Here is a 23,638-nt window from a genome sequence, read left to right as displayed (position 1 = left end):
ATGGGTTAGACTATATTCTATACGGCCAACGGACCATATGGTCTAAACTTGGGCTAGTCGCCATCATCAAGCAGAAGCGCAAAGGGCGTATCTGTCTTTTCCTGTTTGACCAATTTGGTCACCACATAGGTAAAATAGCGATCAATGCCAATATTTTGGTCCAGCAGCCGATCAATCAATCGTTGGTAGCTATCAATATCGCGCGAGACAATCATCAAGAAATAATCGATCCCACCACCAACAGACCAGCAGGAAACAATTTCGGGAATAAGCGCAATAGCGCGTTCAAAACGCTCAAAATCGCTTTGACGATGATTTGCCAGCGTAACTTGCACCATAACATGGGCAATTGGCACAATTTTACGCAGTTCGATATGGGCGTGATAGCCCGTAACAATTCCTGCTTCTTCAAGTTTGCGCAGACGAAGCCAGCACGGCGTGGGCGATAGACCCACCTTTTCCGCTAATGCCATTTTCGTGATCCGACCATTCTCTTGAACAGCTTTCAAGATCCGCAGGTCAATATTATCGAGTTTCATGGCAAGCTTCATTGAGATGTTCCGATGCCAAAAGAATGGTTTACATCCGTTATACCCACTCGACCTTGCGAGAAACAAGAGCGCATATCAGCAAAGTGTCGCGGCACTAAAATTGTAATGATCCAATATAATGATTGACATGATCTATAACCTCTTCCACACATAGAGATAAAGACAAAACTATATTGGGGAATATCAAAATGCGAATGTGTGATCTCACACTGCACGAGTTTTGGCGTCTATTATCGCCCTCATTATCAAGGCATTTGCCTGATCTCCGAGCCGTTCCGGTGGGCGCCAAACCCGCCCATCATAATGGTGGAGGTCTGCGAGCGTGAGCGAAATGGTGGCCATTGGTGAAATTGAATCCGCACGCGAACGGATTAAAAACCATATCGCTACCACCACGCTCGCCCATTCCGAAAGTCTGAGCGGGCAAATAGGCGCGCCAGTGTTTCTTAAACTGGAAAATCAGCAAATAACGGGCAGCTTCAAGCTACGCGGGGCGACCAATGCGATTTTGAGCCTGAGCGAGAATGAGCGCCGCCATGGGGTGGCAACCGCTTCCACCGGAAATCACGGACGAGCTGTCGCCCATGCGGCGCGAGCGCAAAATTTGCCCGCCACAATTTGTTTATCTTCGCTTGTGCCACGCAATAAAATCGAAGCCATCCGCCAATTGGGTGCAAAGATTTGCATTATTGGAAGCTCGCAAGATGAAGCGATGGCGGAAGTCGCACGACTTGAACGCGATGAGGGCGTGAACGTCATTCCGCCCTTTGACGATGAGCGCGTGATTGCTGGCCAAGGCACGATAGGGTTGGAAATTTTAGAACAGCAGCCAGAAATCGACACCATATTGGTTCCACTTTCGGGCGGTGGCCTTGCCGCCGGCATTGCGGCGGCAGTCAAAGCAAAGCGCATGCAAGCCGGAAGCCAAGTCAAGGTCATTGGAATTTCTATGCAAAGAGGTGCGGCAATGCATGCCAGCCTTGCAGCCGGAAAGCCTGTGGCAGTGGAAGAATTGGAAACCTTGGCTGACTCACTTGGCGGTGGCATCGGGCTTGAGAACCGCTGGACTTTTAACATGTGCAGCGCCTTGCTCGACGATGTGGTTCTTCTTGATGAAGAGGAAATTGCAGCCGGGATTCGCCATGCGGCGCGCGAAGAAGGTGTAATCATCGAAGGTGCAGCGGCAGTGGGGATTGGTGCGCTGTTGGCCGGGAAAATCCGCCCCAGAGGCCCGACCGCAATCATCGTTTCCGGCGGCAATATCGACCCGGAACAGCATCAGGCAATCATAAAGAACTATCCCAGACGAACGGTGCCAACCCGTTAACCGTCTGAATATTGCTTCCGGGAGGAAATTAATTGGCCGGAATAACTATCTTAACTGAAGCGGATTTGCGCAAATTGGTGCGGCTTGACGAGGAAGCTATCGCCTGTGTTGAAGATGCTTTCCGTGCACTTGCTAAGGGCAGCGTGAGCATGCCCCCCATTCTTCGGCTTGATATTCCAGCCGAACGCGGAGAGGTGGACGTTAAAACTGCTTATATTTCTGGATTAGATAGTTTCGCCATCAAAATCAGCCCGGGCTTTTTCAACAATCCGTCAATCGGCCTACCTTCGACAAACGGCTTGATGATCCAGTTTTCCGCGAAAACCGGCCTTATTGAAGCGCTATTGCTCGACAATGGTTATTTAACGGATGTGCGCACCGCCGCAGCCGGAGCGGTTGCTGCAAAATATCTTGCCCGCGGGGACGCAACAACAGCGACAGTGTTTGGCGCGGGCATGCAAGCGGGCTTGCAGCTTGAGGCGCTCGCACTGGTTCGCCCGATAAAGCAAGCGCGCATCTGGGCACGTGATTTTTCAAAGGCGCAAAAAGTGGCAGCCACCCTTTCGGAAAAGCTTGGTTTTTCCATCCAAGCCATCAGCGATGCGCGCGAAGCTTGTAGCGGCAGCGATATAATCATCACAACGACGCCCTCCGAAACACCGCTGGTAAAATCCGACTGGCTGGAACCGGGCCAACATCTGACCGCTATGGGTTCAGATGCTGAGCATAAAAATGAAATTGATCCAGCAATCTTCGGTCGACCAATTTTCTATGTAGCCGACAGCCTCAATCAGACGCGAAGACTGGGCGAATTGCATCATGCAATTTCTGCGAAAATCGTCGCAGCGGATGCGAGCTATCCTGAATTGGGAGAAATCATTCTCGAACCTCAAAAATTTCAGCGCAGGCCTGACATGATTACCATTTGCGACCTCACCGGCACGGGTGTTCAGGACACGGCCATAGCTCGCCTTGCCAGCCAGCGCGCTCTTTCTCAGCAAGCTGGAATCCATATCAATTCACGCAATCTTGCAGGAGCTTCCCAATGAGTGTGGAACTCAATTTCACGCGCACAGAATATGACGAACGCGTCGCCAAAACCCGCAAAGCTATGGAAAAAGCAGGGTTTGACCTGCTCATCGTGACTGATCCGTCCAATATGCATTGGCTGACGGGCTATGATGGCTGGTCATTCTATGTACACCAATGCGTCTTGCTGGCGATGGATGGTGAACCGATCTGGTATGGACGGGGGCAAGACGGCAACGGGGCAAAGCGCACAGCATGGCTAAGCCATGACAATATTATCGGATATCCTGATCATTATGTGCAATCGACCGAACGCCATCCCATGAATTTGCTCGCTTCCATCATAGAACAGCGCGGATGGGACAAGGCAAGAATTGCGGTGGAATTCGACAATTATTGGTACAGCGCTGCCGCGCATAATGCCCTGCAAAAACATCTTCCCAACGCCCAGTTTAAAGATGCGCAAGGTCTGGTCAATTGGCAACGAGCCATCAAAAGCCCGACCGAACTTGATTATATGCGCAAGGCGGGCCAGATCGTTGAAATTATGCATCAGCGCATCGTCGACAAAATCGAACCCGGTATGCGCAAGAGCGATCTGGTGGCAGAAATCTACGATGCTGGCATTCGCGGAACGGCCGACTTTGGTGGCGATTATCCGGCGATCGTGCCGCTACTTCCTTCGGGAGCTGATGCTTCCGCCCCGCATTTGACCTGGAACGACCAGCCGATGAAAAGCGGCGAAGGCACATTTTTCGAGATCGCCGGCTGCTATAAACGTTATCATTGCCCGCTATCGCGCACCGTGTTTCTCGGCAAGCCGACGCAAGCATTTCTGGATGCTGAAAAGGCCACACTCGAAGGCATGGAGGCCGGACTAGAAGCGGCGCGACCGGGAAATAGTTGCGAAGATATTGCCAATGCATTTTTCGCTGTTTTGAAAAAACACGGCATCGTCAAAGATAACCGCACTGGCTATCCAATCGGCCTATCTTATCCGCCAGATTGGGGTGAACGCACGATGAGCCTGAGACCGGGTGATCGTACGGAATTGCGCCCTGGCATGACATTCCACTTCATGACCGGAATTTGGCTGGAAACAATGGGGCTGGAAATTACAGAAAGCATTGTCATCACCGAAACTGGCGTGGAATGTCTTGCGAATGTTCCGCGTAAACTCGTGGTCAAGGATTAGCCTATGTTGCACGCAGTAACTCAAGCGCGCCCATCCCCCATCACGCCCACGGTGGATTTTAACCGGGACGGTGTGCAGCATGGACATTTGAGATTGCCCTGGTCGCGCGATGACTCGGCCTGGGGATCGCTGATGCTCCCAATCTGCGTCATTCGCAATGGTGATGGGCCTACCGCGCTTTTGACAGGCGGAAACCATGGTGACGAATATGAAGGGCCGGTAGCTCTTTATGATTTGGCGGCAAATCTAAAGCCAGAGCAGATCAAAGGACGCGTCATCATCGTGCCTGCGATGAATTATCCGGCTTTTATGGCGGGCACACGCACATCGCCCATCGACAAAGGAAATCTCAATCGCAGCTTTCCCGGTCGCCCAGATGGGACCGTGACGGAGAAAATCGCTGACTATTTCACCCGCTATCTGCTGCCCTTTGCCGATCTGGTTATGGATTTTCATTCTGGCGGACGCACGCTTGATTTTCTTCCCTATGCGGCGGCTCATGAACTGCCAGACAAAGAGCAAGAACAGCGCTGCTTTGCTGCTGTTAAAGCGTTTTCTGCGCCATTTTCCATGCGGATGATCGAAATCGACGCAGTGGGAATGTATGATACAATCGCAGAAGAAGCCGGCAAACTATTTGTCACAACAGAATTATCGGGCGGGGGTACGATCTCGGCCCGCAGTGCCTCGATTGCAAAACGCGGCATTCGTAACGTGCTGCGGCATATCGGAATTCTGGAAGGGGAAATTGAAGCTAGTCCAACGACATGGCTCGACATGCCTTCTCAGGAATGTTTCGGCTTCTCAGAAAGTGACGGTCTTCTGGAGCCATTGGTAGATCTAGGAAGTACCGTGCGCAAAGGGGAATTGGTCGCACGGGTGCATTCGGTAACCCGCACAGGCACCGCGCCTCAGGAATATCGCGCGGCGCTGGATGGAATTTTGGCCGCACGTCACTTTCCGGGTTTGATCAAAATGGGCGACTGCTTATCCGTCATTGCAACGATCGGTGAAGAACCATTTTAGGGGCTCCCATATTTTTAAGAAAAACGGCAACAAAACCGACATAAACCAGAGGAGAGAACGCAATGAGTATCAAAAAGATTACCATTTCCGCATTATTTTCGACAGCAATTATCATCGGCCTTAGTGCTCCATCCGTTGCTGTGACGATTGATGATCTCAAAAGCGCTGGCTTTGTTCGTGGCGCCACTGCCAATGAGGTGCCCTACGGCTATATGGATCAAAGCGGCGAAGCCCAAGGGATTGGCCCAGACGTTGCCGGAATCATCTTCAAAAAACTCGGTATTGAAGAAATTGATTGGACGGTCACGCCTTTCGGATCGCTCATACCCGGTTTGAAAGCCAAGCGCTTTGATTTTGTTGCAGCCGAACAGAATATTCTTCCAGAACGCTGCAAACAGGTGCAGTTCTCGGTGGCCAATTCGAGCTATGGCGAAGGCCTGCTTGTTCCAAAAGGCAATCCGAAAAACATCCATTCCTATGACGACATTAAAAACGATCCTTCGCTGAAGGTTGCTATCGTTTCCGGCGCGGATCAGATCGATTTTCTCCATGCCATGGGCATCGGTGAAGAACAAATTGTAATGATCCAGGGCAATGCAGATGCTCCGTCAACCGTCCAAACCGGACGAGCGGACGCCTATGCTGCAACGGAACTCACCGTGGTGAAACTGGTAGAAAACTCTCCAGAACTTGAACAAGCTCATCCTTTCAAGGATCCCGTTGTGAACGGTAAGCCTGTTCGCAGCTTCGGGGCTTTTAGCTTCCGCCCCGAAGACAAAGAGTTTTTTGATGCTTTCAATAAGGAACTCACCGAGTTCAAAAAGACCGACGAATATAAAAATATTCTCATTTCTCATGGGCTGAGTGAGGAAAGCGTCGAGGCGGCTCGCGCTGCCGATACCGCAAAGCTTTGCGCTGGCGAATAAACGACATAGCACCCGCCGTAACGCTTTGGTGCGGCGGGCTTTCTCATTACCATCGGGAGAGGCCCAATGCATTGGACCGAATATCTTCCCGCCCTTTTCAAAGGCGCGCAAATAACAGCACTTTTGGCGCTGTGTTCATTAACTCTGGGCACGATTATGGCCTTTACTGCTGGCATAGCCCGTTTTGCGGGTGGGCCGATCCTGTCCAAAATTGCTGTTGTCTATATTGAGATTTTTCGCGGCACATCGCTGCTGGTGCAGCTATTTTGGCTTTATTATGCCCTGCCCCTGATGGGTGTTTCCTTTGATCCAATCACCACTGGGATTGTTGGATTAGGGCTAAATATCGGCGCTTATGGCGCGGAAGTGGTTCGCGGAGCGCTCCAATCGGTACCCGAAGCACAGCATGAAGCTGCGCGCGCGCTAAATTTCAGCAGAGGTCATACGCTCTTTCATGTCATTCTGCCTCAAGCGGTGGTGGAAATGATGCCAGCTTTTGGCAATCTTGCCATTCATAATCTCAAAGACACAGCGCTGGCATCGCTTATTGCAATTAGTGACCTGACATTTCAGGCGCAGCGATTGCGTAATCTAACGCTTGATAGTGTTACGATTTATTCGCTCACATTGCTTGGTTATTTCGCAATGGCGCTTGTTCTGGCTGCAGCAATCCGCTGGCTGGAGCGCTATTTGAAACGCCGTATGATGGTGGGAGGTTTCGCATGATTTACGGTTATGCGTGGGATACCACCACCCCATTCACTTTTGCTATCTCTATCCTGCCCATTCTCGCAATCGGCCTGACGGTAACGCTTAAAGCAGCGGCTGCGGGCTTTGGCATCGCGTTGGTGTTGGGCCTAATCTTTGCGCTTATGCGGCGGAGCCGTTTTGTCTTTATCTCTTGGCCAACGGCAGTGATCGTCGAATTTCTGCGCGACACACCTTTGCTCGTGCAGCTTTTCTTTCTCTATTACGTCTTGCCGGTTTATGGGATTATTCTGCCGGCCTTTTTGACAGGCGCGATTGCCTTGGGCCTGCAATATTCCGCCTACACATCAGAAGTTTATCGCGGCGGAATTGAAGCTATTGCACGCGGTCAATGGGAGGCGGCACGGGCGCTTAATCTAACCCCATGGCGGACCTATCGGGATATTGTCATTCCGCAAGCCGTCCCCCGCATCATTCCAACCATGGGTAACTATCTGGTCTCAATGCTCAAAGAGACCCCGGTGCTCTCGGTGGTCAGTATTGTCGATATGCTCAATCTCGCCAATATGATCGGCGACCGCACTTTTGAATATCTGGTGCCGCTTTCCATGGTCGGGATGATTTTCCTCATCCTCACCCTGATCTGCTCTGCCGGCATCCGGTGGCTTGAACGAACTCTTCCAAAGAACGGGATTGCATTAAAATGACCGAAGAAATTATCCGCTTTGCGGACGTAACCAAGCGCTTCGGCGCATTGACCGTGCTGGATCGCTTTAATTTTTCGGTTAAAACCGGTGAAAAAGTTACGCTGATCGGGCCTTCCGGTTCTGGAAAATCCACTGTTCTACGCATTCTCATGACGCTTGAACCTTTCCAGGAAGGCACGCTGGAACTTGCCGGCATGTCCTATCATGAACCCAATGGAAGAGGCCGGTTTCTGGCGAGCGAAGCGCATTTGCGCAAGATTAGAAACCATGTGGGGATGGTGTTCCAAAGCTTCAATCTTTTTCCGCATATGTCGGTTTTACGTAATATTGTGGAGGCACCAATCCACGTGCTTAAAATGAAACGCGATGAAGCGGAAGCACGCGCGCTTGAATTGCTATCTCTGGTCGGTTTGACCGATAAAAAAGATCATTTTCCCTCCCAGCTTTCCGGCGGTCAACAGCAACGCGTAGCCATTGCTCGCGCGCTTGCAATGCGGCCGCGCGTCCTTCTTTTCGATGAGCCGACTTCAGCGCTTGATCCGCAATTGGTTGGCGAAGTGCTGGCAGTCATCCGCAGCCTGGCGCAGGAACATGATTTGACAATGCTACTGGTCACACACGAAATGCGCTTTGCTCGCGAAGTTTCAGACCGGGTTTGCTTTTTCGATAAAGGGAAAATTTGCGAACAGGGAACGCCGGATGAAATTTTTCAAGCACCAACCCAAGAACGTACGAAAGAATTTCTACAATCCGTCATCTAACGGATGGTTGCTTGTTTTAAGCAATAGCGCTGACATCATAGATAGGCGGCAATTGCGCGAAGGTTTCGCGGATTGTTTCCAAAGCATTTTGGAGAGATGATCGGGATAAGCGACCGCCAAGACATATGCGCAATCCACCTTTATCGCGGTCACTGCCTACGACAAAAGGCTCTGACGGTGTCGCTGCCACACCTTTGCTCGCTAACGCCCTGACCAATCCGTCTTCAGTCCAATTGGCCGGAATACGCAACCAAGCACAAAGCGAAAGCGGATTGCTGCCATCCAAATGTTCGCCAAGAATATCTTGAACGAGCGTCTGGCGTGATCGTAATTCTTCGCGTTGGATTTCCAAAAGTTTTTCGGTTGTCCCGTCTTCAATCCATCGGCTGGCCATTTCTGCAACCAGATTTACCCCGCTCCAGCTGGTAACCCGCAAAATAGACGTCACCCTGATAGAATAATGGGCAGGAACCACAAGATAGCCCGTACGCAAACCGGTCATAACCGTCTTGGTAAAACTAGTAACAAAAAAACCGTGCTCGGGCAGCAGCTCCGTCATTGATGGTAATTTCTCTTCAATGATCGGTTTATAAACTTCATCCTCGATAACAAAAACGCCAAAACGCCGGGCAATTTCAGCGATAGCAATTCTTCGTTCAGCGCCCATGAGATGGCTGGTTGGATTGCCAAGCGTCGGGATCATCACCAGCGCTTTAACATCGCCCGCAGCACACGCAACTTCAAACGCATCCGGCAAAATACCCTGGTCATCCGTGGGAAGACCACGCAGTGTAAAACCTAGCACATTCGCAAGCCCGATAATGCCATGATCGGTAAGGCTTTCTGTCAATACAACTTCGCCCGGCTGCACCACCGCTGCTATTGCAAGAAACAAACCATGGGCCGCGCCATTGGTGATGATGATGCGCCCCGGATCAACGTCCACTGACAGCTTGCGAAGCCAGTCACGTCCGATCATGCGATGCCGATCAAGCCCGGCGATGGGCCTGCAAGGCCGCATGAAACTGGCATTTTCAATCTGGCTTAATTTTTCGAATAATTGCTGAGATGCACTCTCATGTGCTTCTGTATAAACCGCACGGACAATTGATAAATCTACCGCCTCACCCGGGGCCCGATCAAGCATGAAACGACCAGCGCGTTCTGTTATACGATTACAAACAAAAGTCCCGCGTCCCACCTCACCGCGCAAATAGCCGCGACGTTCTGCTTCCTTATAGCTGATACTGACCGTTTGGACTGAAAGTCCTGTTCGATGCGCCAGCTCGCGATGGGTGGGCATGCGCGTTGCAGGCTGGAGGATGCCGCGTTCAATATCTTCAACGATTTTCTCGGTTAAAAGCCGATGTTTGGTCATGCCCTTGCGCTTTTCGAGCACCGGCAGCCACAGCGCGCCGCCCACATTGTCATGACCAGCCATCAATTAACCCTATCATTTCTAGAACAATCATGACAATTTAGCCTGACGCCGCAGATTTCAGAAGCAGTTTCTGATCCATTTTCACGCAAATCACAGAATTTGCAGGCTCCCCCCCGAACTCGCGCGACCGTATATTCAAAATATACGGAAATTTATTCAGCGCGAATACTTCAATGGAACTTTAGCGCTCTCAAAACGTCTCTTTTGGCACCATTGCTCTGATTATGTGTCGGGCGTGCCGGGGGGGCGGAATTGTCATTTTCGCAAGAAACCAACGATGTGTGTTTTCAGAGCGCTAAATTCTACCTTTTAAGGAGTATGGAATGTCACTTCGCTCAAGGCTTTTAGCAACCGTCGCTTTGCCAGTATTCTCAGTCGCGCTTTGGTCTCAAGCGACTGAAGCCGAGGAAATCACCACTCCGATAATTCTGGCACAAGAGGACGCTGCGCCGGCAAATAGAGAACCATTACCTCCCGAGCAACCACCTGTTCAATCGGACGCCAATGAAATTCAACGCCAAGCAGATGAACAGATGAAGGCGGCAGAAGAAGAGAGAAAACGGCAAGAGCGCGAGCTTGAGGAAGAGGCGCAGAAGGCCCGTGAGCAAGCACAGGCCGAGCAAAAGGCAGCCGAGGAAGAAGCCGCACGACAGGCGGAAGCCCAGCGCAAAGCCACTGAAAAAGAGGCGGAACGCCAAGCTCAAGAGCTTGAGGCCGAAGCGAAAAAAGCAAAACAGCAAACAGAACAAGATCAAAAAGCTGTCGAAGAGGAAGCCCAGCGACAGGCGGAGGAGCAAAAAAAGGCCGCAGAGCAAGAAAACCAGCGTCAACTGGAAGAGCAAAAGGCTATTGAAGACCAGGCTAAGAAAGAAGCCGAACGCAGCCAGCGAGAGATTGAAAAATCCGCCGAGCCAGAACGAGTTCCCGCTTCACCAGCAGATGAAGTGCCGCCCGAACCCGCTAAACCAGATGCGCGGGAGCAGGTCGCGCCACCATCTGATGCAACCAACCAGCCCCAAAATTCTGCTCCGGCTCTTAAAGAGCAACCCGCTGGGAAACAGCAGCCTAGAGACCCGATACAACCCGAACAGGAACCAAAACCCAATGCCATTGAGGCGCCCGCTGAAACCGATGAAGATGTGGTTTTGCCGGTCGATAATGGTGCGGCAATTCTCGATAGCAATAAGGATGCGGAAAATATGGGCGCTGAGCAGTCAGACGCTCCGCGCCGCAAAGAGCATGTAGAACAAAGCGATACTGAGGAAAATTCCGTCCTCCCGAAAGACGATGCCGCTGCCCAATCATCAGTAAGGCAAGAAATCCCCGAAGATCTTCCTAGCGCGATAAAAGCTAATCTCAGCCAAGAAGGCAGACGGATCGAAGAAGCGCCAGCTTTTGCTGTGCCGGAAACGACTAATATCATCAACAACACTGTCGTGAACAATAAGACCGTCAATAATACCGATAATCGACATGAAAATATCCGCGTGGTCGAGCGCCTCGACCATCGTGTGGTGCTTGATGTCGGCAATCGAAGTGTTGTGCGCAATGATGCTCGTCCGCGCCTGCGCCGAAACGCCCAAGACAGCTTTTACGAAGAATTGCCTCACGGACGTCTGCGTGAAACCATTATACGCCCCGGCGGATATCGGGTTGTAACCCTCTATGATCGCTATGGCGACGTTCTTCAACGCTCGCGCATAGATCGCGATGGCGATGAATATCTCCTACTATACGCACCAGAATATGAACATAACCCGCGCGGATCATTCATTGATGTGGGTTATGATCTTCCGCCAATGCGGCTTTCTATTCCGGCATCTGAATATATGATTGATGTTTCGGACGAACCTGATGCCGATCTTTATGAGTTTTTTACACAGCCTCCCGTTGAGCCTGTCGAACGTCTTTACACACTTGAGGAAGTCAGACATTCGGCCCGATTGCGCGATAAGATGCGGCGGGTTGATCTGGATACAATAGAATTTGCGACAGGTAGCGCTGAAGTCTCGCTGTCGCAGGCAAAAACCCTGCGTAAAGTGGCGGATGCTATCCAAAAAGCGCTTGAAAAAGATCCTGGCGAGACTTTCCTTATCGAAGGTCATACCGATGCTGTCGGCTCGGATCGCTCCAACTTGGTTTTGTCCGATCAGAGAGCGGAATCTGTCGCGATTTTACTCAGCGACGTTTACGATGTGCCAGCGGAAAATCTTGTCACTCAAGGATATGGCGAGCGCTACCTAAAAATCAAAACGCAAGCGGCCGAACAGGAAAACCGTCGTGTCACGATCCGGCGAATTACGCCTTTGGTCCGTCCAGTTGCACAACGTTGATGCATCACTAAGAAATTCGGCGTCAAATGGCGCCGAATTGCTAACTAATCAAGCTGGCACGTTTATAGCGCCTATTTGACTTTCTGCACGGCACGTATAGGAGAAAACACTTTTGATTGCCCCCGTATGAAAGGTTTTGGCTCAGCATCTGATAGACATTCCACCACCGCATCCGACATCGTTCGAACGACGAAATCTGCCTGTGTCTCTTCCTGTATCGGTTTCAGATCAAATTCTTTGTCCGCTCCCCAAAGAGCAAGCCCTATGCGGGCACTCTTATGTAATCGTTTAAGACGGCGAACCGAAAACCGGGCTTTGCGTGCGGATTCAACATTGAGAAAATTCACGACAATCGCGGTTGTATTATCCAGTTGTAAAGCAGCGAGACTTGCCGGCTGTAACGCAGAATGAGCAAGAGCCATGGTTTCTGCACCCTGAACATCAAGCACCTGCGCCAACATCGCGGCAGCAACATCGTCAAGCACTCCCCGACCGCCAAAACACAGCACATATTTACCTCCGCCATTGGGGAGTTCCAGCGCGGCCTCCCCTTTCTCTGCATCTGGCGCTTCGACAGAAACCTGCTCGTCGCTATCCTCTTCCTCATTAGCAATCTGCTCTAAATTGGCCACCAATAGCCGTGCGCTATCTGCCACTTGCTTTAATTGCGGGTCGGACAGTGCGCCCCGGATGCGATCTTGCTCGCCCAACAATAATGCCGGAATTGCAACCGAGCCGTAATATTCTGCCAGATATTTTTCTTCTAAAATTTCCTCCGCATTATCGGTGGCCTCGTCGGGATCGCCTGATAAGAGCCTCTGATATAGACGTTCTTTTGGATCAAGTACCGGTTCGGAACCAAAGAGAATTTCCAGAAATTCAAACTGAGGCACGTGCCGTCCCAGTACAACCAGGCAAACGGTTAGCGGTGTCGACAAAACCAGCCCGACCGGTCCCCATAACCACGTCCAGAAAATTGCTGATACAATAATTGCTAAGGGCGAAAGCCCGGTGCGGGTCCCATAAAGCCAAGGTTCAATCACATTATTGCTAATAAGTTCGATGATCAAAATCAGCGCGATCGTCCAGAGCAGCAGTTCCCACCCAGGAGCCACGGCAAAGGCCAAAAATATCGGAAAGATTGCTGCTATGACTGGTCCAATATAGGGCACAAAGCGCAAAACCACCGCGAGCATTCCCCATAAAACTGCATTGGGTATGCCTAAAAACCAAAGCCCTAATCCGAGCGGTACCCCGTAGGTGACATTGACCAGCAACTGCGTGAGTAAATATCGTGCAACCCGGCTTCCTGCCTCTTGGAGCGCTTCTGTGGTGCGGTGTAAATCACCATAGCCGACAAGTCGGATAAAGCGATCGCGAAGCTCCTCCCGTTCCAAAAGCATGAACACCACCACAACGACCACCAGTCCCATAGTCGCAAGTGGGCCAATCAACTGCCCAACAATATTTTCCAATGTTTCAATGGAATCTCGCGGCGAAAATATCTCAACCAGAACAGGTTCGGGTTTGGGCTCCTCAGTGGGGGCTGCCAGCGGTTCGATTTCCTGTCGGTTAAGCTCGGTTCCCACCCGTTCAGCAAATTGGTTTATGCGTTCCAGCAGAGTGTTTTCTGATCCTGCTACTTTCAAAGTTCTGATTTTCTCAATGATATTATATTGATAAATCGTAATATTCTGCGCCACCTCCGACACTTGATAGGCGACGATCATACTGAACACCCCAATCAGTACGAACCCTCCAGCAACGCTGGTGATCACCGCAAGCACCCGGGGAAAGCCAGCCCTCCGCAACATTGAGACGATGGGTGCAAGCGTGAATGTTAGCAGCACCGCAATTGCCAAGGGCAAAAGCACTTCTTTCGCAAAATAGAGGATGGCCACCACAACGACCACACCTGCAAGCGTTGGCAAACGCAGCGACGCCAGTGCCATTGGCGGAGGAGTGGCAGAAGCACGCTCTTTCAAGCGATCCATGAAGCCTCGCTTTCCGCAAGTTTACGCCGGTTCTTCTAAAGAACTTGGCGACCCTATAATTTCCTAGCAATTTAATAGATAGGCGCAGCGGAGCGTTTAACGAGAGCGAAATGATTGCAATCGAAAATAACTTCAATCAAAGCCTTGAGAGGATGCGACTTTGAATTAGCCGATAGAGGCAGATCTCCGCTTAAGCCATTTACGCCAAATGTGAATTTCGCTTTTTCGACGCAAACGGCGGACGCGATGAGAATCATGAGACAAAATGATCAGACCGACCGGGATCATCCAGAATCCGAGCACGGGAAGAAACCCCAACGAACCTCCGGCAACAAATGCACCGCCCAGAGCCCTACGCATGATGACTGACTGTGGCAAAGGGATTCGTTTCCCGAGAATCACTATGGCGCGCTTTTTAGGATAATGAGCAGATTCGTCGTTCACTTGAGCGTTCTTTCGCACTTTGGCATCGTTTTCACGGTGAAATATAACAAATAATATGGGGTTTCTCGACCATAATGCAAAAAGGTTTGAAAAAAACCATTTAGGGCTTTGCAAAAGTGAAACCCTTTTGCTATACGCCATCTCGCTGACGCATTGAGCAACTGTTCCCCGGTAGCTCAGCGGTAGAGCAACCGGCTGTTAACCGGTTGGTCGCTGGTTCGAATCCGGCCCGGGGAGCCACTATACTTGCTTTAATTATTGATTCTATTTCGTTTTCTTCGAGTAGAGTTTTTCTTCCCTCTCTTCTTCCCTACTTTCAGAACAGTACATCCGGATTCGGAAATCTAATTTCCCGCTGCCTCAGCAAGCAGGGCATCTGTTTTATCCTCGTGTTTTGGTCCACCGCGTGTCCACCGCGTGCAGCGCAGCCCTCAGGATCAGGGCCAGAGCCCGACGCATCGGATGTATAAAACAGGCAAGCCGTGGCAATCCCGTCCCGGAATATTTGATAGAAGATGACAAGCCCATCAAAACAAGCTATTGATAGATAAAGCGATTTCTATCGTTCGCCTGTTCATATCGTTCCTCGCCGTCGGACAAAATGTGCATGAATGAAAAACGGAACCCGCCGGTTTCCAAGCCGCAAAATCCAGCCAAACCGTTCCTCGAAAACGAACGACCCACGCTGAAGACAATCGCATTCATGACTGGCCTGGGCGTAACCACCGTTTCCCGCGCCTTAAAGGATGCCCCTGAAATTGGCCTCGAAACCCGCAAACGCGTGCAATTGATCGCGAGGCAGATCGGGTATCGCCCCAATCGTGCAGGTGTACGCCTTCGTACCGGTAAAACAAACGTCATTGCGCTAGTCCTTGATACGCAAGATGAGATCATGGGGTTTACCAGCCAGGTCATTCATGGTGTTGCAGATATACTGGCCGAAACGCAGTACCACCTCATTCTAACGCCCTATTTTCATCCACGGGCACCGATCGAGCCGATCCGCTATATCGTCGAGACAGGTTCAGCCGACGGAATAATATTCTCACGCACAGAACCGGACGATCAACGTGTCCATTATCTGACCGAACATGATTTTCCGTTCGCCACCCACGGGCGCACCGATACGGGCATCGAACATCCTTATCATGACTTTGATAATTTCACTTTTGCCCTGGAGATGGTCGGCAAACTATCGACGCTCGGGCGAAAGCGGCTTGCCCTGCTAACCCCGCCAGCGCACCTCACCTATTACCGGCATATGGTGGGCGGATTTTATGAGGGGCTGCGTATCTTTCATTGCAGTGGATCACCACTTGAAGGGGTGGATCTCGATACGTCCCTTGAGGACTTGCGGCTACATGTTGCTGAACTGATGAGAAGAGCAGATCGGCCGGATGGCATCATCTGTTCCGGCAGTGCCGCTGCATTAGCAATCGTTGCAGGTATCGAAGATGCGGGAATGAACATTGGCAATGAAGTTGACGTAGCAGCCAAACAGTCCACTAAGATTTTGCACTGGTTTCGTCCGGGCCTGATTGTTGTCGAGGAAAGTTTCAAGCTCGCCGGCCAACAACTTGGTAAAGCCATTCTGGGCCGGATCAACGGTAAAGACATTAAGTCCCTGCAGACAATAGGCTAAATGAGAGGAGGCCACCCCAACCCCACAGGATCGGGATAGCCTCCAATCGCTTGGGAAGAGCGATGCAAAATCAGTTTGCCGCCCGTTTCCTTCTGTTTTCTTCCGGCTGAAGCAAGGCTTCTGCGGCAGTGATATCGAGCGCTTGCGGACGCGTGCACCGGGTTTCAATGTCGATGAAACGCTTTTCTTCACCTGATCTCAGAATAGCCAGCATGACCTCGACCCCATGCAAAGCGCGTTCCAGCGAGCAACGCATGTCGCGACCATCTAGGATGGCCGCTGCCATATCGGCCAGTCCTGCCGCTCTATAGTTAGCCATCATGCCTTGCGAATGCTGTTCATTGGCAATTGCAAAGGGATGCTCCCAGTTCTCGACAGGCTCGGCTGAGCAACCCGGCTTCGCTATCTGGACTTCTCCGCCAAAAAAATTCGGGTCCGGCAGATAGAGCGATCCATCGGTGCCATAGAGTTCCATATTCGCATGACGGTGCGCCCACACATCCCAACTCGCTGAAAGCGTTATTGTCGCGCCTTGCTCGAATTCCAGCAGAGCGTGGATGGTCGTTGGCGTCTCGACGACGATGGTTTCGCCTCGGCGCGGCTCCGAACTGATCGTCCGCGTCGGTGTCGCCATAGAAGTCAAAGCCGCGACGCGCTTCACAGGTCCGATAAGATTGATGAGATTTGCAATGTAATAAGGCCCCAGATCAAGTATGGGACCGCCACCATGCTTGAAGAAAAAGTCCGGATTCGGATGCCAATGCTCCATACCATGGCTCATGACGTGGCATGTGCCAGAAGTGATGCGGCCGACATTCCCACTATCGATTTCGCGCCGCGCCAACTGGTGCGCGCCGCCCAGAAATGTGTCGGGAGCGCACCCCACTTTGAGACCCCGTCCATCGGCAAGTGCTTTCAGTTCCAGCCCCTGCTCCACTGAAAGAACCAGCGGCTTTTCCGAATAAGCATGTTTGCCTGCTGCGAGGATCTGCTTGGTTACGGCATAATGGGCATCTGGAATCGTCAGATTGACGACGATGTCGATATCGCCATTCTGAAGCAATTCCTCAATCGTCTGTGCCTTTACGCCGAACTCTTCTGCGCGCGCTTTTGCTGCCGCCAAATTGATATCTGCGCAGGCCCTCATTTCGATGTTTCGAAACATGGGCGACAGCCGCAAATATGCAGCCGATATATTACCGCAGCCGATAATTCCGACACCAAGTGTCTTGGTCATTTCTTTCTCCAGCTTAGAAAGTTCTTACGGTTTCGATGGAACGGCTCGCAAACCGGGTATCATCCGACGGGTTATCGTGTTCCATGACGAAATAGCGGACAGGCGTCTTGCGCAAAGCCGTAAATAAGGCAGCCCAGTCGACGGTCCCGTGACCAACATCTTCCCAACCGTCTTCATCGGCTTTTTCACCGTTCGCCGCGATGTCTTTGACATGAACTGCCAGTATCCGGTCGCCATAACGCTCAATCCATTTAAGCGGGTCGGCTCCGCCTTTGATGATCCAAGCAATATCAGCCTCCCAGGCCAGATCAGGCGAGGCATTGAGGATGTGTTCTTGCGGCACGGAACCGTCAGCCAAAGGCACGAACTCAAAATCATGGTTGTGCCAGCCAAACGCATAGCCTTCCTTGCGATAAGGCTCACCAGCTGCGACCAGGCGTTTACCGAATTCCTGCCAGCCAGCGACACTATCCGGACGGCGATCCGCATCAAGATAAGGACAGAAGATCGCCTTCATATCGGCAACCTTAGCAATCTCCAGAACGCGGCTCACTTCATTTTCCAGCATATCCAGTCCAAAGTGGCCTGTAGGCATGGAAAGCCCCAAAGCGTCGAGAGCTTTCTTTAATCGAACGGGATCACCATAAATCCCCCCGTAACCTTCGACGCGACGGTAGCCCAGGTCGCGCAACATTGTGAGTGTGCGCTCCAACGGCTGAAAATTGCGGGAGCTGTAAAGCTGATAGGAATATCCGTTCATGTCCTCATCCTTTGAACTCGTTCCAAATTGCGTTGGTTTTCTGAGCAAAATGCGTCCGTGCGGATCGACGCGGCGTCCGATCCGTCAACAAAATCCAATGGTCGCCTCTTGCTGAAGGTGGTTAAGGGGAGCGCTGCTCTTTGTTCATTTAGAGCCTCTCCTCCGTTTGAGCATCGAAAAGTGACAGGGTATCGGGCTTGAAACCGATCTTGACCTTTTCTCCTGCCCGATAATGTTTTCCGGCTTCCACGCGCGCGGAAAGCGGATCCCCGTTGAGCCGAAGCCAGACCAGACTATCGGCGCCCATCGGTTCGACCAGATCGACTGTCGCTTCGAAACCATCCTCGACCTCGAGCCTGACATGCTCCGGGCGAACGCCGAGCGTTGCCTTCTGACCCGGCTGTAGCGCGCCGTCATACCCGTCCAACCCGACAGCAGCCTGTCCGATGTGGAATACAGACCTTCCTTCTGCGACAGCAATTTCACCGGAGAAGAAATTCATCGATGGCGAGCCAAGGAAGCCCGCGACAAACCGGTTTTTCGGGCGGTTGTAGATTGTCAGCGGATCGGCCAGTTGTTGAACCACGCCGCCTTTCATCACGGCAATGCGATCCGCCAGCGTCAGCGCTTCAATCTGGTCGTGGGTAACGTAGATCATCGTGTTACCGAGTTTCTGATGAAGGCGTTTGATCTCAACGCGCAGCTCGGAGCGCAATTTTGCATCGAGATTGGAAAGCGGTTCATCGAACAGAAACACATCGACGTCGCGCACCAATGCACGACCAATCGCAACACGCTGACGCTGACCACCAGACAATGCCGAGGGTTTGCGTTGCAGCAAGGGTTCGATCTGAAGAATTTCGGCAGCGCGCTTGATGCGTTTGTCGATCTCCCCCTTCGGCAGACCGGCTACGCGCAATCCGAAAGAAAGGTTTTTTTCAACCGTCATTTGCGGGTAAAGCGCATAGGATTGAAACACCATGCCAATGCCTCGGTCCTTTGGCTCATCCCAAGTGACATTTCGGCCTTTGATGAAGATGCTGCCTTCGGAAATATCGAGAAGACCAGCCACGCAATTGAGCAGCGTGGACTTTCCGCAGCCAGACGGCCCAAGAAGCACGAGAAACTCGCCTTCCTGGATTTCCAAATTGAGATTTTGCAGCACACTGACCGAACCGAAGCCGAGCGACAGGTCCTGGACGGAAACGCTTGAATTCATGAAACTCATCCTTTCACTGCGCCAGCGGCAATACCGCGAACGAAATAACGGCCAGAGAGGAAGTAAACGAGCAGCGGCACGGCACCGGTCAGGATCGTGGCTGCCATATTGACGTTGTATTCCTTCACGCCCTGCATGGAATTGACGATATTGTTTAACTGCACAGTCATCGGAAAATTCTGCGTTCCGGCGAACACCACACCGAACAGAAAGTCGTTCCAGATGGCGGTTACCTGCAAAATTATCGCAACAACGAAAATCGGCAGTGACATGGGCAGCATGATCTGAAAGAAAATTCGCCAGAAGCCTGCCCCGTCCACATGCGCAGCCTTGAACAATTCCGGCGGCAGACCAGCGAAATAATTCCGAAACAGCAGCGTCAGGATCGGCATCCCAAAAATTGTATGGATAAAGACAACACCGCCCAGCGTGCCGAAAATTCCCAGCTCGCGTGTGATAATAACAAGCGGATAGAGCATAACCTGATACGGAATGAACGCGCCGAACAGCAGCGCCGCGAAGAAGATTTCCGACCCCTTGAACTTCCAGTTTGCCAGCGCATAGCCATTCACCGATGCGATCGCGATGGAAACGATCACGCTTGGCACGGTGATCTTGATGGAATTCCAGAAACCTGCGCTGATCCCTTCACAATAAAGGCCGGTGCAAGCCTGGCTCCATGCCTTGACCCACGGTTCGAACGTGATTTCGACCGGCGGTGCAAAGATGTTACCGAGCCGGATTTCAGGCATGCCTTTCAAAGATGTGACAACCATCACATAAAGTGGCAGCAGGTAATAGACGGCAGAAACAAACAGCACGCTGTAGAGCATGATGGTTGCTGGCGCAAAGCGCCGTTTCGGCTTGCGCCCCCAGGGCTGGGAAACCGCCTGCGCTGCAGGACGCGTCTGGTCAGTTACAGCTCCGGTTCCGGCTGGTGTCCTTGCCTTCAGAACAGCTTCCGTCATCGCGTTTTTCTCCGGCTATGCTCAAGCATCATCCACGGAACGAGGATGATCAGAACTGTGGTCAACATGACCGTAGATGCGGCAAGCCCCTGTCCCAGATTGGCCCAACCGAACATAAAGTCGTAGACGTATTTTGCGGGCACATCCGATGCGATCCCGGGTCCGCCATTGGTCATGGCGACAACCAGATCGTAGAGTTTGACAATGCCCGTCGCGATCAAAACGATGGTCGTCACCAGCACGGGACGCATCATCGGCAGGATGATAAACAAATAGGTTTTCCATTTTGGAATGCCGTCAACTCGCGCGGCCTTCCAAATTTCCTCATCGATACTGCGCAGACCCGCCAGCATCAGCACCATGACGAGCCCCGTCATCTGCCAAAGCCCGGCAATAACAATCGCATAAATGACGTAGGTCCGGCTCGCCAGGATCGCCATATGGAAATTTTCAAAGCCTATATCGCGAACTACTTTCTCCAGCCCGAGTTGGGGATTGAATATCCACTGCCAGACAAGGCCCGTCACGATAAATGACAGGGCATAAGGATAGAGAAAGATTGTGCGGAACGTATTTTCGAAGCGAATCTTCTGATCCATCAATGCCGCAAGAATAAAGCCCGTCACGAGCGAAAATGTCATGCACAAGACACCATAGATCGCCAGATTACGGACCGACACATGCCAGCGGGTAGCAGTGAACAGGCGCGTATATTGATCGAAGCCGACAAAGTTCAACATCGGTAGCGATTTGGAAGACGTGAAAGAATAAAGGACTGTCCAAAGCGTGCAGCCAATGAAGACCACAAGAACCGTCGCTATCATAGGAAGGGCTGCAACCTTCGCATTTAAATTGCGAAATATTCCCGGCGGTTTTCGATAATTGCCCTCTTCGATGACGGCCATGATATTCCTCCCTACCTCGGTTTTCGGGGTCCTGTACCACCATCCTCATCGACAGCACAGGACCAGACCGAGATTATTCTGCCTGCTCGATAATCTCCGCAAAGCGCTCCTGAATGTCATCAACGCTCATATCGGGATTGGAGAAAAACTCAGCCGTTAGATTTTCGATCTGTCCTTGCGTGTCCGGTGCGCGCAATTGATCCACAGATGGAACGATGTTATCCGGATTCTTCAAAATCTCGACGCCCGCACGCATGCAGCTTGAGGCTGCATCAAGGTCGATATCGCCACGGATCGGCAGAGAACCCTTAGCAAGATTGAACGCGACCTGCGTATCCTTGGAAACAAGCATGCTGGCCAGCTTTAGCTGCGCTTTCGTAACTTCCGGGTCCTTGTTCTTGGGGAAGTAGATCGCGTCGCCGCCAGTATCCAGATATGGATGGCCACCGAGTCCCGGCAAGCAATCATAATCCTTGCCTGCAACCTTTCCGGCTGTACCAAACTCGCCCTGCGCCCAGTCTCCCATGATCTGTGCTCCTGCGCGCCCGGTCATCACCATATTAGTTGCCTCGTTCCATGAGCGGCCAACATAACCATTATCGGCTAATGCGCGTGCTTGCGCCAGCGCTTCAAATACCTTCTTCATTTCAGGACCCCGAGCCAAATCGGCATCCTTGTCCCCGTTGACCTTCAAATAAAGGTCCTTGCCGCCAATCGCGATCGTGAGGACGGTCAGTACGCCGGTCACCTGCCAACCATCACCGGTTGCGAGAGGAACGATATTCTTTTCCCTCAGCTTGGGAGCCGCAGCGACAAGATCATTCCAGTTCTTGGGCGGTTCTGTTCCGGCATCACGAAATGCTTGGGGATTAACCCACATCCATTCCCAGGAATGAATATTCAGCGGAACACAATAAAGGCGTCCTTCATAGGTGCAGGATTCCAGGAGGCTCTTAGGGCGAATGAAATCGGCCCAACCCTCCTTTTCAGCGAGCTCGGTTAGGTCCATCATCAGGCCGCCCTGCACCAGCTCTTCAGCCTGCCGCCCATGATTAAGCTGCGTCGCCCCCATCGGATTGCCGCCCAGAATTCGGCTGATAATGATCGGGCGTGCGGTAGAGCCGCTGCCGGCAATCGCTCCATCGACCCATTTGTCGTCACCAGCTGCATCGAATTTTTCAGCAAGAACCTTGACCGCCGCAGCTTCACCGCCGGATGTCCACCAATGGGTGACTTCAAGATCGACCGCCGAGGCCGAACTTGCCATTGTCAACGCCGTCATAGCCAGACAAACGGATGCGGTGAGCGACTTTGCTCTTTGAAGCAACATTCCATCCCCTCCCAAATTCTGAAACGTTACAGGTATCATATTCAAAAAGGCCTCACTTGCAACCCTTCTTATCAATATCTTCAGGGACTCCACATTTGCAAGAAATTAAGTTATTGTTTTAGCTATATTTTTCTGCGAAATTTTTTTCTATAGAAAAGCATTCTAATATATGCAGTTTGGGAGAAAACGGCTCTAAAAGCGGTAAAAACCAGAGAATCTGTAACGTTACAGTTGCGAAAAATTCCAGCAGAAAAAGGCGCCCATTTGGACGCCTTCCTTTACTTTTCCAAACAGAATTGGATCACGCAGCCATGCCCGTCAAGCGGTTCGGATCGAGAATAAAATTTTTGGCAACGCCCTGATCAAAGCTTTCCTAGCCCTTTGCCGCATCTTCAAGCGATATCGCCTGAGCACTGGCAATATCGCCACGTTGAAACGCCACGAAAACTAGCCTGCATCAGCTGGCTGATTATACTTCAACACGGACGTCTGACCGTATGGAACGACCGCGCTCTGGCCCAACCCAGCCGAAGGCAGGGACAGGCTGCCTTGCTTTGCGGCATTATCAATGGGACCGGAACTTCAGTGATATAGAGCCCCTGGAATAGCGATAGCTCCAGCTGGGCGAGTGATCTCAATCATCTGGTTAGCACAATTGCGAATTGCTCACCCCCGCTGCGGACCCGCGCTTCGAAACCAACGGCGTCGATAGCACTATCGACTTCGTTACTGCCTGTGACCTCTGCAATCGCCTCCGCCGTTGTCGCGCCTCAACCAGTCTTACGGAATGTAGGGGCTAATACCCATTTCGCGTCTCTTCCCGCCGATTGTGTAATTGAGAATCCAATACCGCTTGGCACTTTTTGTGGCGGGTCAAAGGCGCCGCTCTCACGCAATTCTTCCGTCTTACTTGACTCGATCCTTTTCACGGTGAGGACGTTTGTGGTGTGAATCCCGGATTAACTTTCCCCGCTTTTCCCCGCTACTGGCTTCTTACTATAAAAGAGCCTAAAAGACACTAGGCCGTGTGGACGAATTGACTCAGGTATTGGCCTGAGGATTCCACGAAGGAATCCAGTGTGATTCATGGATTGCCGACTGATTCTGGAGGTCGGCATGTCCACGAAGATGACGG

At 51.7% G+C, this 23,638-nt stretch carries 19 protein-coding genes, 1 tRNA gene and 1 pseudogene; 11 read left to right on the top strand and 10 right to left on the bottom strand.

Features of this window, described 5'->3' with window-relative positions; translation table 11 throughout:
• Positions 1 to 53 precede the first annotated feature (53 nt).
• A complete protein-coding gene (locus C7374_RS11845) occupies positions 54 to 539 on the bottom strand; it encodes an Lrp/AsnC family transcriptional regulator (RefSeq protein ID WP_210205125.1) in 486 nt (161 codons plus the stop codon).
• Between the two features lie 343 nt (positions 540 to 882).
• Between C7374_RS11845 and eutB the strand changes: the two genes are divergently transcribed.
• The 8 genes from eutB to ehuA all read left to right on the top strand — a co-directional run bounded on the left by eutB (position 883) and on the right by ehuA (position 8,230).
• Entirely contained in the window at positions 883 to 1,878 is a 996-nt protein-coding gene (eutB, locus tag C7374_RS11840) for a hydroxyectoine utilization dehydratase EutB (protein ID WP_111575841.1), read from the top strand.
• Positions 1,879 to 1,910: 32 nt separating this feature from the next.
• Positions 1,911 to 2,927 carry a cyclodeaminase gene (locus C7374_RS11835; protein ID WP_111575840.1) on the top strand — a complete coding sequence of 339 codons (1,017 nt, stop codon included), beginning with the start codon at positions 1,911 to 1,913 and terminating at the stop codon, positions 2,925 to 2,927.
• Positions 2,924 to 4,102 (top strand): ectoine hydrolase DoeA, encoded by a 1,179-nt coding sequence (doeA, locus tag C7374_RS11830; protein WP_111575839.1) that lies wholly within the window; start codon positions 2,924 to 2,926, stop codon positions 4,100 to 4,102. Before C7374_RS11835 ends, doeA begins: the two co-directional genes overlap by 4 nt.
• Before the next feature lie 3 nt (positions 4,103 to 4,105).
• A complete protein-coding gene (gene doeB / locus C7374_RS11825) occupies positions 4,106 to 5,128 on the top strand; it encodes a N(2)-acetyl-L-2,4-diaminobutanoate deacetylase DoeB (RefSeq protein WP_111575838.1) in 1,023 nt (340 codons plus the stop codon).
• Positions 5,129 to 5,190: 62 nt separating this feature from the next.
• A complete protein-coding gene (ehuB, locus tag C7374_RS11820; RefSeq protein ID WP_111575837.1) occupies positions 5,191 to 6,054 on the top strand; it encodes an ectoine/hydroxyectoine ABC transporter substrate-binding protein EhuB in 864 nt (287 codons plus the stop codon).
• A 66-nt stretch (positions 6,055 to 6,120) separates the two neighbouring features.
• Complete coding sequence (ehuC, locus tag C7374_RS11815; protein ID WP_111575836.1) at positions 6,121 to 6,780, top strand: ectoine/hydroxyectoine ABC transporter permease subunit EhuC; 660 nt, start codon at positions 6,121 to 6,123, stop codon at positions 6,778 to 6,780.
• The gene (gene ehuD, locus C7374_RS11810; RefSeq protein ID WP_111575835.1) at positions 6,777 to 7,469 is read left to right on the top strand and encodes an ectoine/hydroxyectoine ABC transporter permease subunit EhuD; all 693 of its coding nucleotides are present in this window, start codon (positions 6,777 to 6,779) and stop codon (positions 7,467 to 7,469) included. Before ehuC ends, ehuD begins: the two co-directional genes overlap by 4 nt.
• On the top strand, positions 7,466 to 8,230 hold the full coding sequence (gene ehuA / locus C7374_RS11805) for an ectoine/hydroxyectoine ABC transporter ATP-binding protein EhuA (RefSeq protein WP_111575834.1): 765 nt from the start codon (positions 7,466 to 7,468) through the stop codon (positions 8,228 to 8,230). Before ehuD ends, ehuA begins: the two co-directional genes overlap by 4 nt.
• Positions 8,231 to 8,246: 16 nt before the next feature.
• On the opposite strand, the gene ehuR is transcribed toward ehuA, so the two are convergent.
• Positions 8,247 to 9,671, bottom strand: a complete 1,425-nt coding sequence (gene ehuR / locus C7374_RS11800; RefSeq protein WP_170130247.1) for a MocR-like ectoine utilization transcription factor EhuR — start codon at positions 9,669 to 9,671, stop codon at positions 8,247 to 8,249.
• Between the two features lie 323 nt (positions 9,672 to 9,994).
• On the opposite strand from ehuR, the gene C7374_RS11795 reads away from it, so the two are divergent.
• Entirely contained in the window at positions 9,995 to 12,004 is a 2,010-nt protein-coding gene (locus C7374_RS11795; RefSeq protein WP_111575833.1) for an OmpA family protein, read from the top strand.
• Positions 12,005 to 12,075: 71 nt separating this feature from the next.
• On the opposite strand, the gene C7374_RS11790 is transcribed toward C7374_RS11795, so the two are convergent.
• Positions 12,076 to 13,998 carry an AI-2E family transporter gene (locus tag C7374_RS11790; protein WP_111575832.1) on the bottom strand — a complete coding sequence of 641 codons (1,923 nt, stop codon included), beginning with the start codon at positions 13,996 to 13,998 and terminating at the stop codon, positions 12,076 to 12,078.
• 609 nt (positions 13,999 to 14,607) lie between these two features.
• On the opposite strand from C7374_RS11790, the gene C7374_RS11780 reads away from it, so the two are divergent.
• Both C7374_RS11780 and C7374_RS11775 read left to right on the top strand, forming a co-directional pair.
• A tRNA-Asn gene (locus tag C7374_RS11780) sits at positions 14,608 to 14,682 on the top strand.
• 367 nt (positions 14,683 to 15,049) lie between these two features.
• Positions 15,050 to 16,084, top strand: a complete 1,035-nt coding sequence (locus C7374_RS11775; protein ID WP_210205118.1) for a LacI family transcriptional regulator — start codon at positions 15,050 to 15,052, stop codon at positions 16,082 to 16,084.
• A 70-nt stretch (positions 16,085 to 16,154) separates the two neighbouring features.
• On the opposite strand, the gene C7374_RS11770 is transcribed toward C7374_RS11775, so the two are convergent.
• The 7 genes and pseudogenes from C7374_RS11770 to C7374_RS16380 form a co-directional block, all read right to left on the bottom strand.
• Entirely contained in the window at positions 16,155 to 17,321 is a 1,167-nt protein-coding gene (locus C7374_RS11770; RefSeq protein WP_111575830.1) for a Gfo/Idh/MocA family protein, read from the bottom strand.
• Positions 17,322 to 17,334: 13 nt separating this feature from the next.
• Positions 17,335 to 18,081, bottom strand: a complete 747-nt coding sequence (locus C7374_RS11765; RefSeq protein WP_111575829.1) for a sugar phosphate isomerase/epimerase family protein — start codon at positions 18,079 to 18,081, stop codon at positions 17,335 to 17,337.
• 148 nt (positions 18,082 to 18,229) lie between these two features.
• Positions 18,230 to 19,300, bottom strand: a complete 1,071-nt coding sequence (locus tag C7374_RS11760) for an ABC transporter ATP-binding protein (RefSeq protein WP_111575915.1) — start codon at positions 19,298 to 19,300, stop codon at positions 18,230 to 18,232.
• Between the two features lie 5 nt (positions 19,301 to 19,305).
• Positions 19,306 to 20,268 (bottom strand): carbohydrate ABC transporter permease, encoded by a 963-nt coding sequence (locus C7374_RS11755; RefSeq protein WP_245412647.1) that lies wholly within the window; start codon positions 20,266 to 20,268, stop codon positions 19,306 to 19,308.
• On the bottom strand, positions 20,265 to 21,173 hold the full coding sequence (locus C7374_RS11750) for a carbohydrate ABC transporter permease (protein WP_111575828.1): 909 nt from the start codon (positions 21,171 to 21,173) through the stop codon (positions 20,265 to 20,267). The genes C7374_RS11755 and C7374_RS11750 overlap by 4 nt, the downstream gene beginning before the upstream one ends.
• A 73-nt stretch (positions 21,174 to 21,246) precedes the next feature.
• Positions 21,247 to 22,503: an ABC transporter substrate-binding protein gene (locus C7374_RS11745; protein ID WP_111575827.1), complete on the bottom strand. Its 1,257-nt coding sequence runs from the start codon at positions 22,501 to 22,503 to the stop codon at positions 21,247 to 21,249.
• Positions 22,504 to 22,804: 301 nt separating this feature from the next.
• Positions 22,805 to 23,258: pseudogene (locus C7374_RS16380) on the bottom strand (MDR/zinc-dependent alcohol dehydrogenase-like family protein); the annotation flags it as partial.
• Between the last annotated feature and the right edge of the window lie 380 nt (positions 23,259 to 23,638).

The sequence above is a fragment of the Falsochrobactrum ovis genome, assembly GCF_003259955.1.
Lineage (GTDB): Bacteria > Pseudomonadota > Alphaproteobacteria > Rhizobiales > Rhizobiaceae > Brucella > Brucella ovis_A.
Note: the sequence above shows the minus strand (reverse complement) of the source record. Positions and strands in the feature narration are given on the sequence as shown.

Coding starts and splice junctions, on each gene's coding strand:
- ehuC (WP_111575836.1), top strand. CDS start 6,121: ATGCATTGGACCGAATATCTTCCCGCCCTTTTCAAAGGCGCGCAAATA.
- C7374_RS11775 (WP_210205118.1), top strand. CDS start 15,050: ATGAATGAAAAACGGAACCCGCCGGTTTCCAAGCCGCAAAATCCAGCC.
- ehuB (WP_111575837.1), top strand. CDS start 5,191: ATGAGTATCAAAAAGATTACCATTTCCGCATTATTTTCGACAGCAATT.
- C7374_RS11790 (WP_111575832.1), bottom strand. CDS start 13,998: ATGGATCGCTTGAAAGAGCGTGCTTCTGCCACTCCTCCGCCAATGGCA.
- ehuA (WP_111575834.1), top strand. CDS start 7,466: ATGACCGAAGAAATTATCCGCTTTGCGGACGTAACCAAGCGCTTCGGC.
- C7374_RS11745 (WP_111575827.1), bottom strand. CDS start 22,503: ATGTTGCTTCAAAGAGCAAAGTCGCTCACCGCATCCGTTTGTCTGGCT.
- ehuD (WP_111575835.1), top strand. CDS start 6,777: ATGATTTACGGTTATGCGTGGGATACCACCACCCCATTCACTTTTGCT.
- doeB (WP_111575838.1), top strand. CDS start 4,106: ATGTTGCACGCAGTAACTCAAGCGCGCCCATCCCCCATCACGCCCACG.
- C7374_RS11845 (WP_210205125.1), bottom strand. CDS start 539: ATGAAACTCGATAATATTGACCTGCGGATCTTGAAAGCTGTTCAAGAG.
- ehuR (WP_170130247.1), bottom strand. CDS start 9,671: ATGGCTGGTCATGACAATGTGGGCGGCGCGCTGTGGCTGCCGGTGCTC.
- C7374_RS11750 (WP_111575828.1), bottom strand. CDS start 21,173: ATGGCCGTCATCGAAGAGGGCAATTATCGAAAACCGCCGGGAATATTT.
- C7374_RS11770 (WP_111575830.1), bottom strand. CDS start 17,321: ATGACCAAGACACTTGGTGTCGGAATTATCGGCTGCGGTAATATATCG.
- doeA (WP_111575839.1), top strand. CDS start 2,924: ATGAGTGTGGAACTCAATTTCACGCGCACAGAATATGACGAACGCGTC.
- C7374_RS11765 (WP_111575829.1), bottom strand. CDS start 18,081: ATGAACGGATATTCCTATCAGCTTTACAGCTCCCGCAATTTTCAGCCG.
- C7374_RS11755 (WP_245412647.1), bottom strand. CDS start 20,268: ATGACGGAAGCTGTTCTGAAGGCAAGGACACCAGCCGGAACCGGAGCT.
- C7374_RS11760 (WP_111575915.1), bottom strand. CDS start 19,300: ATGAATTCAAGCGTTTCCGTCCAGGACCTGTCGCTCGGCTTCGGTTCG.
- C7374_RS11795 (WP_111575833.1), top strand. CDS start 9,995: ATGTCACTTCGCTCAAGGCTTTTAGCAACCGTCGCTTTGCCAGTATTC.
- eutB (WP_111575841.1), top strand. CDS start 883: ATGGTGGCCATTGGTGAAATTGAATCCGCACGCGAACGGATTAAAAAC.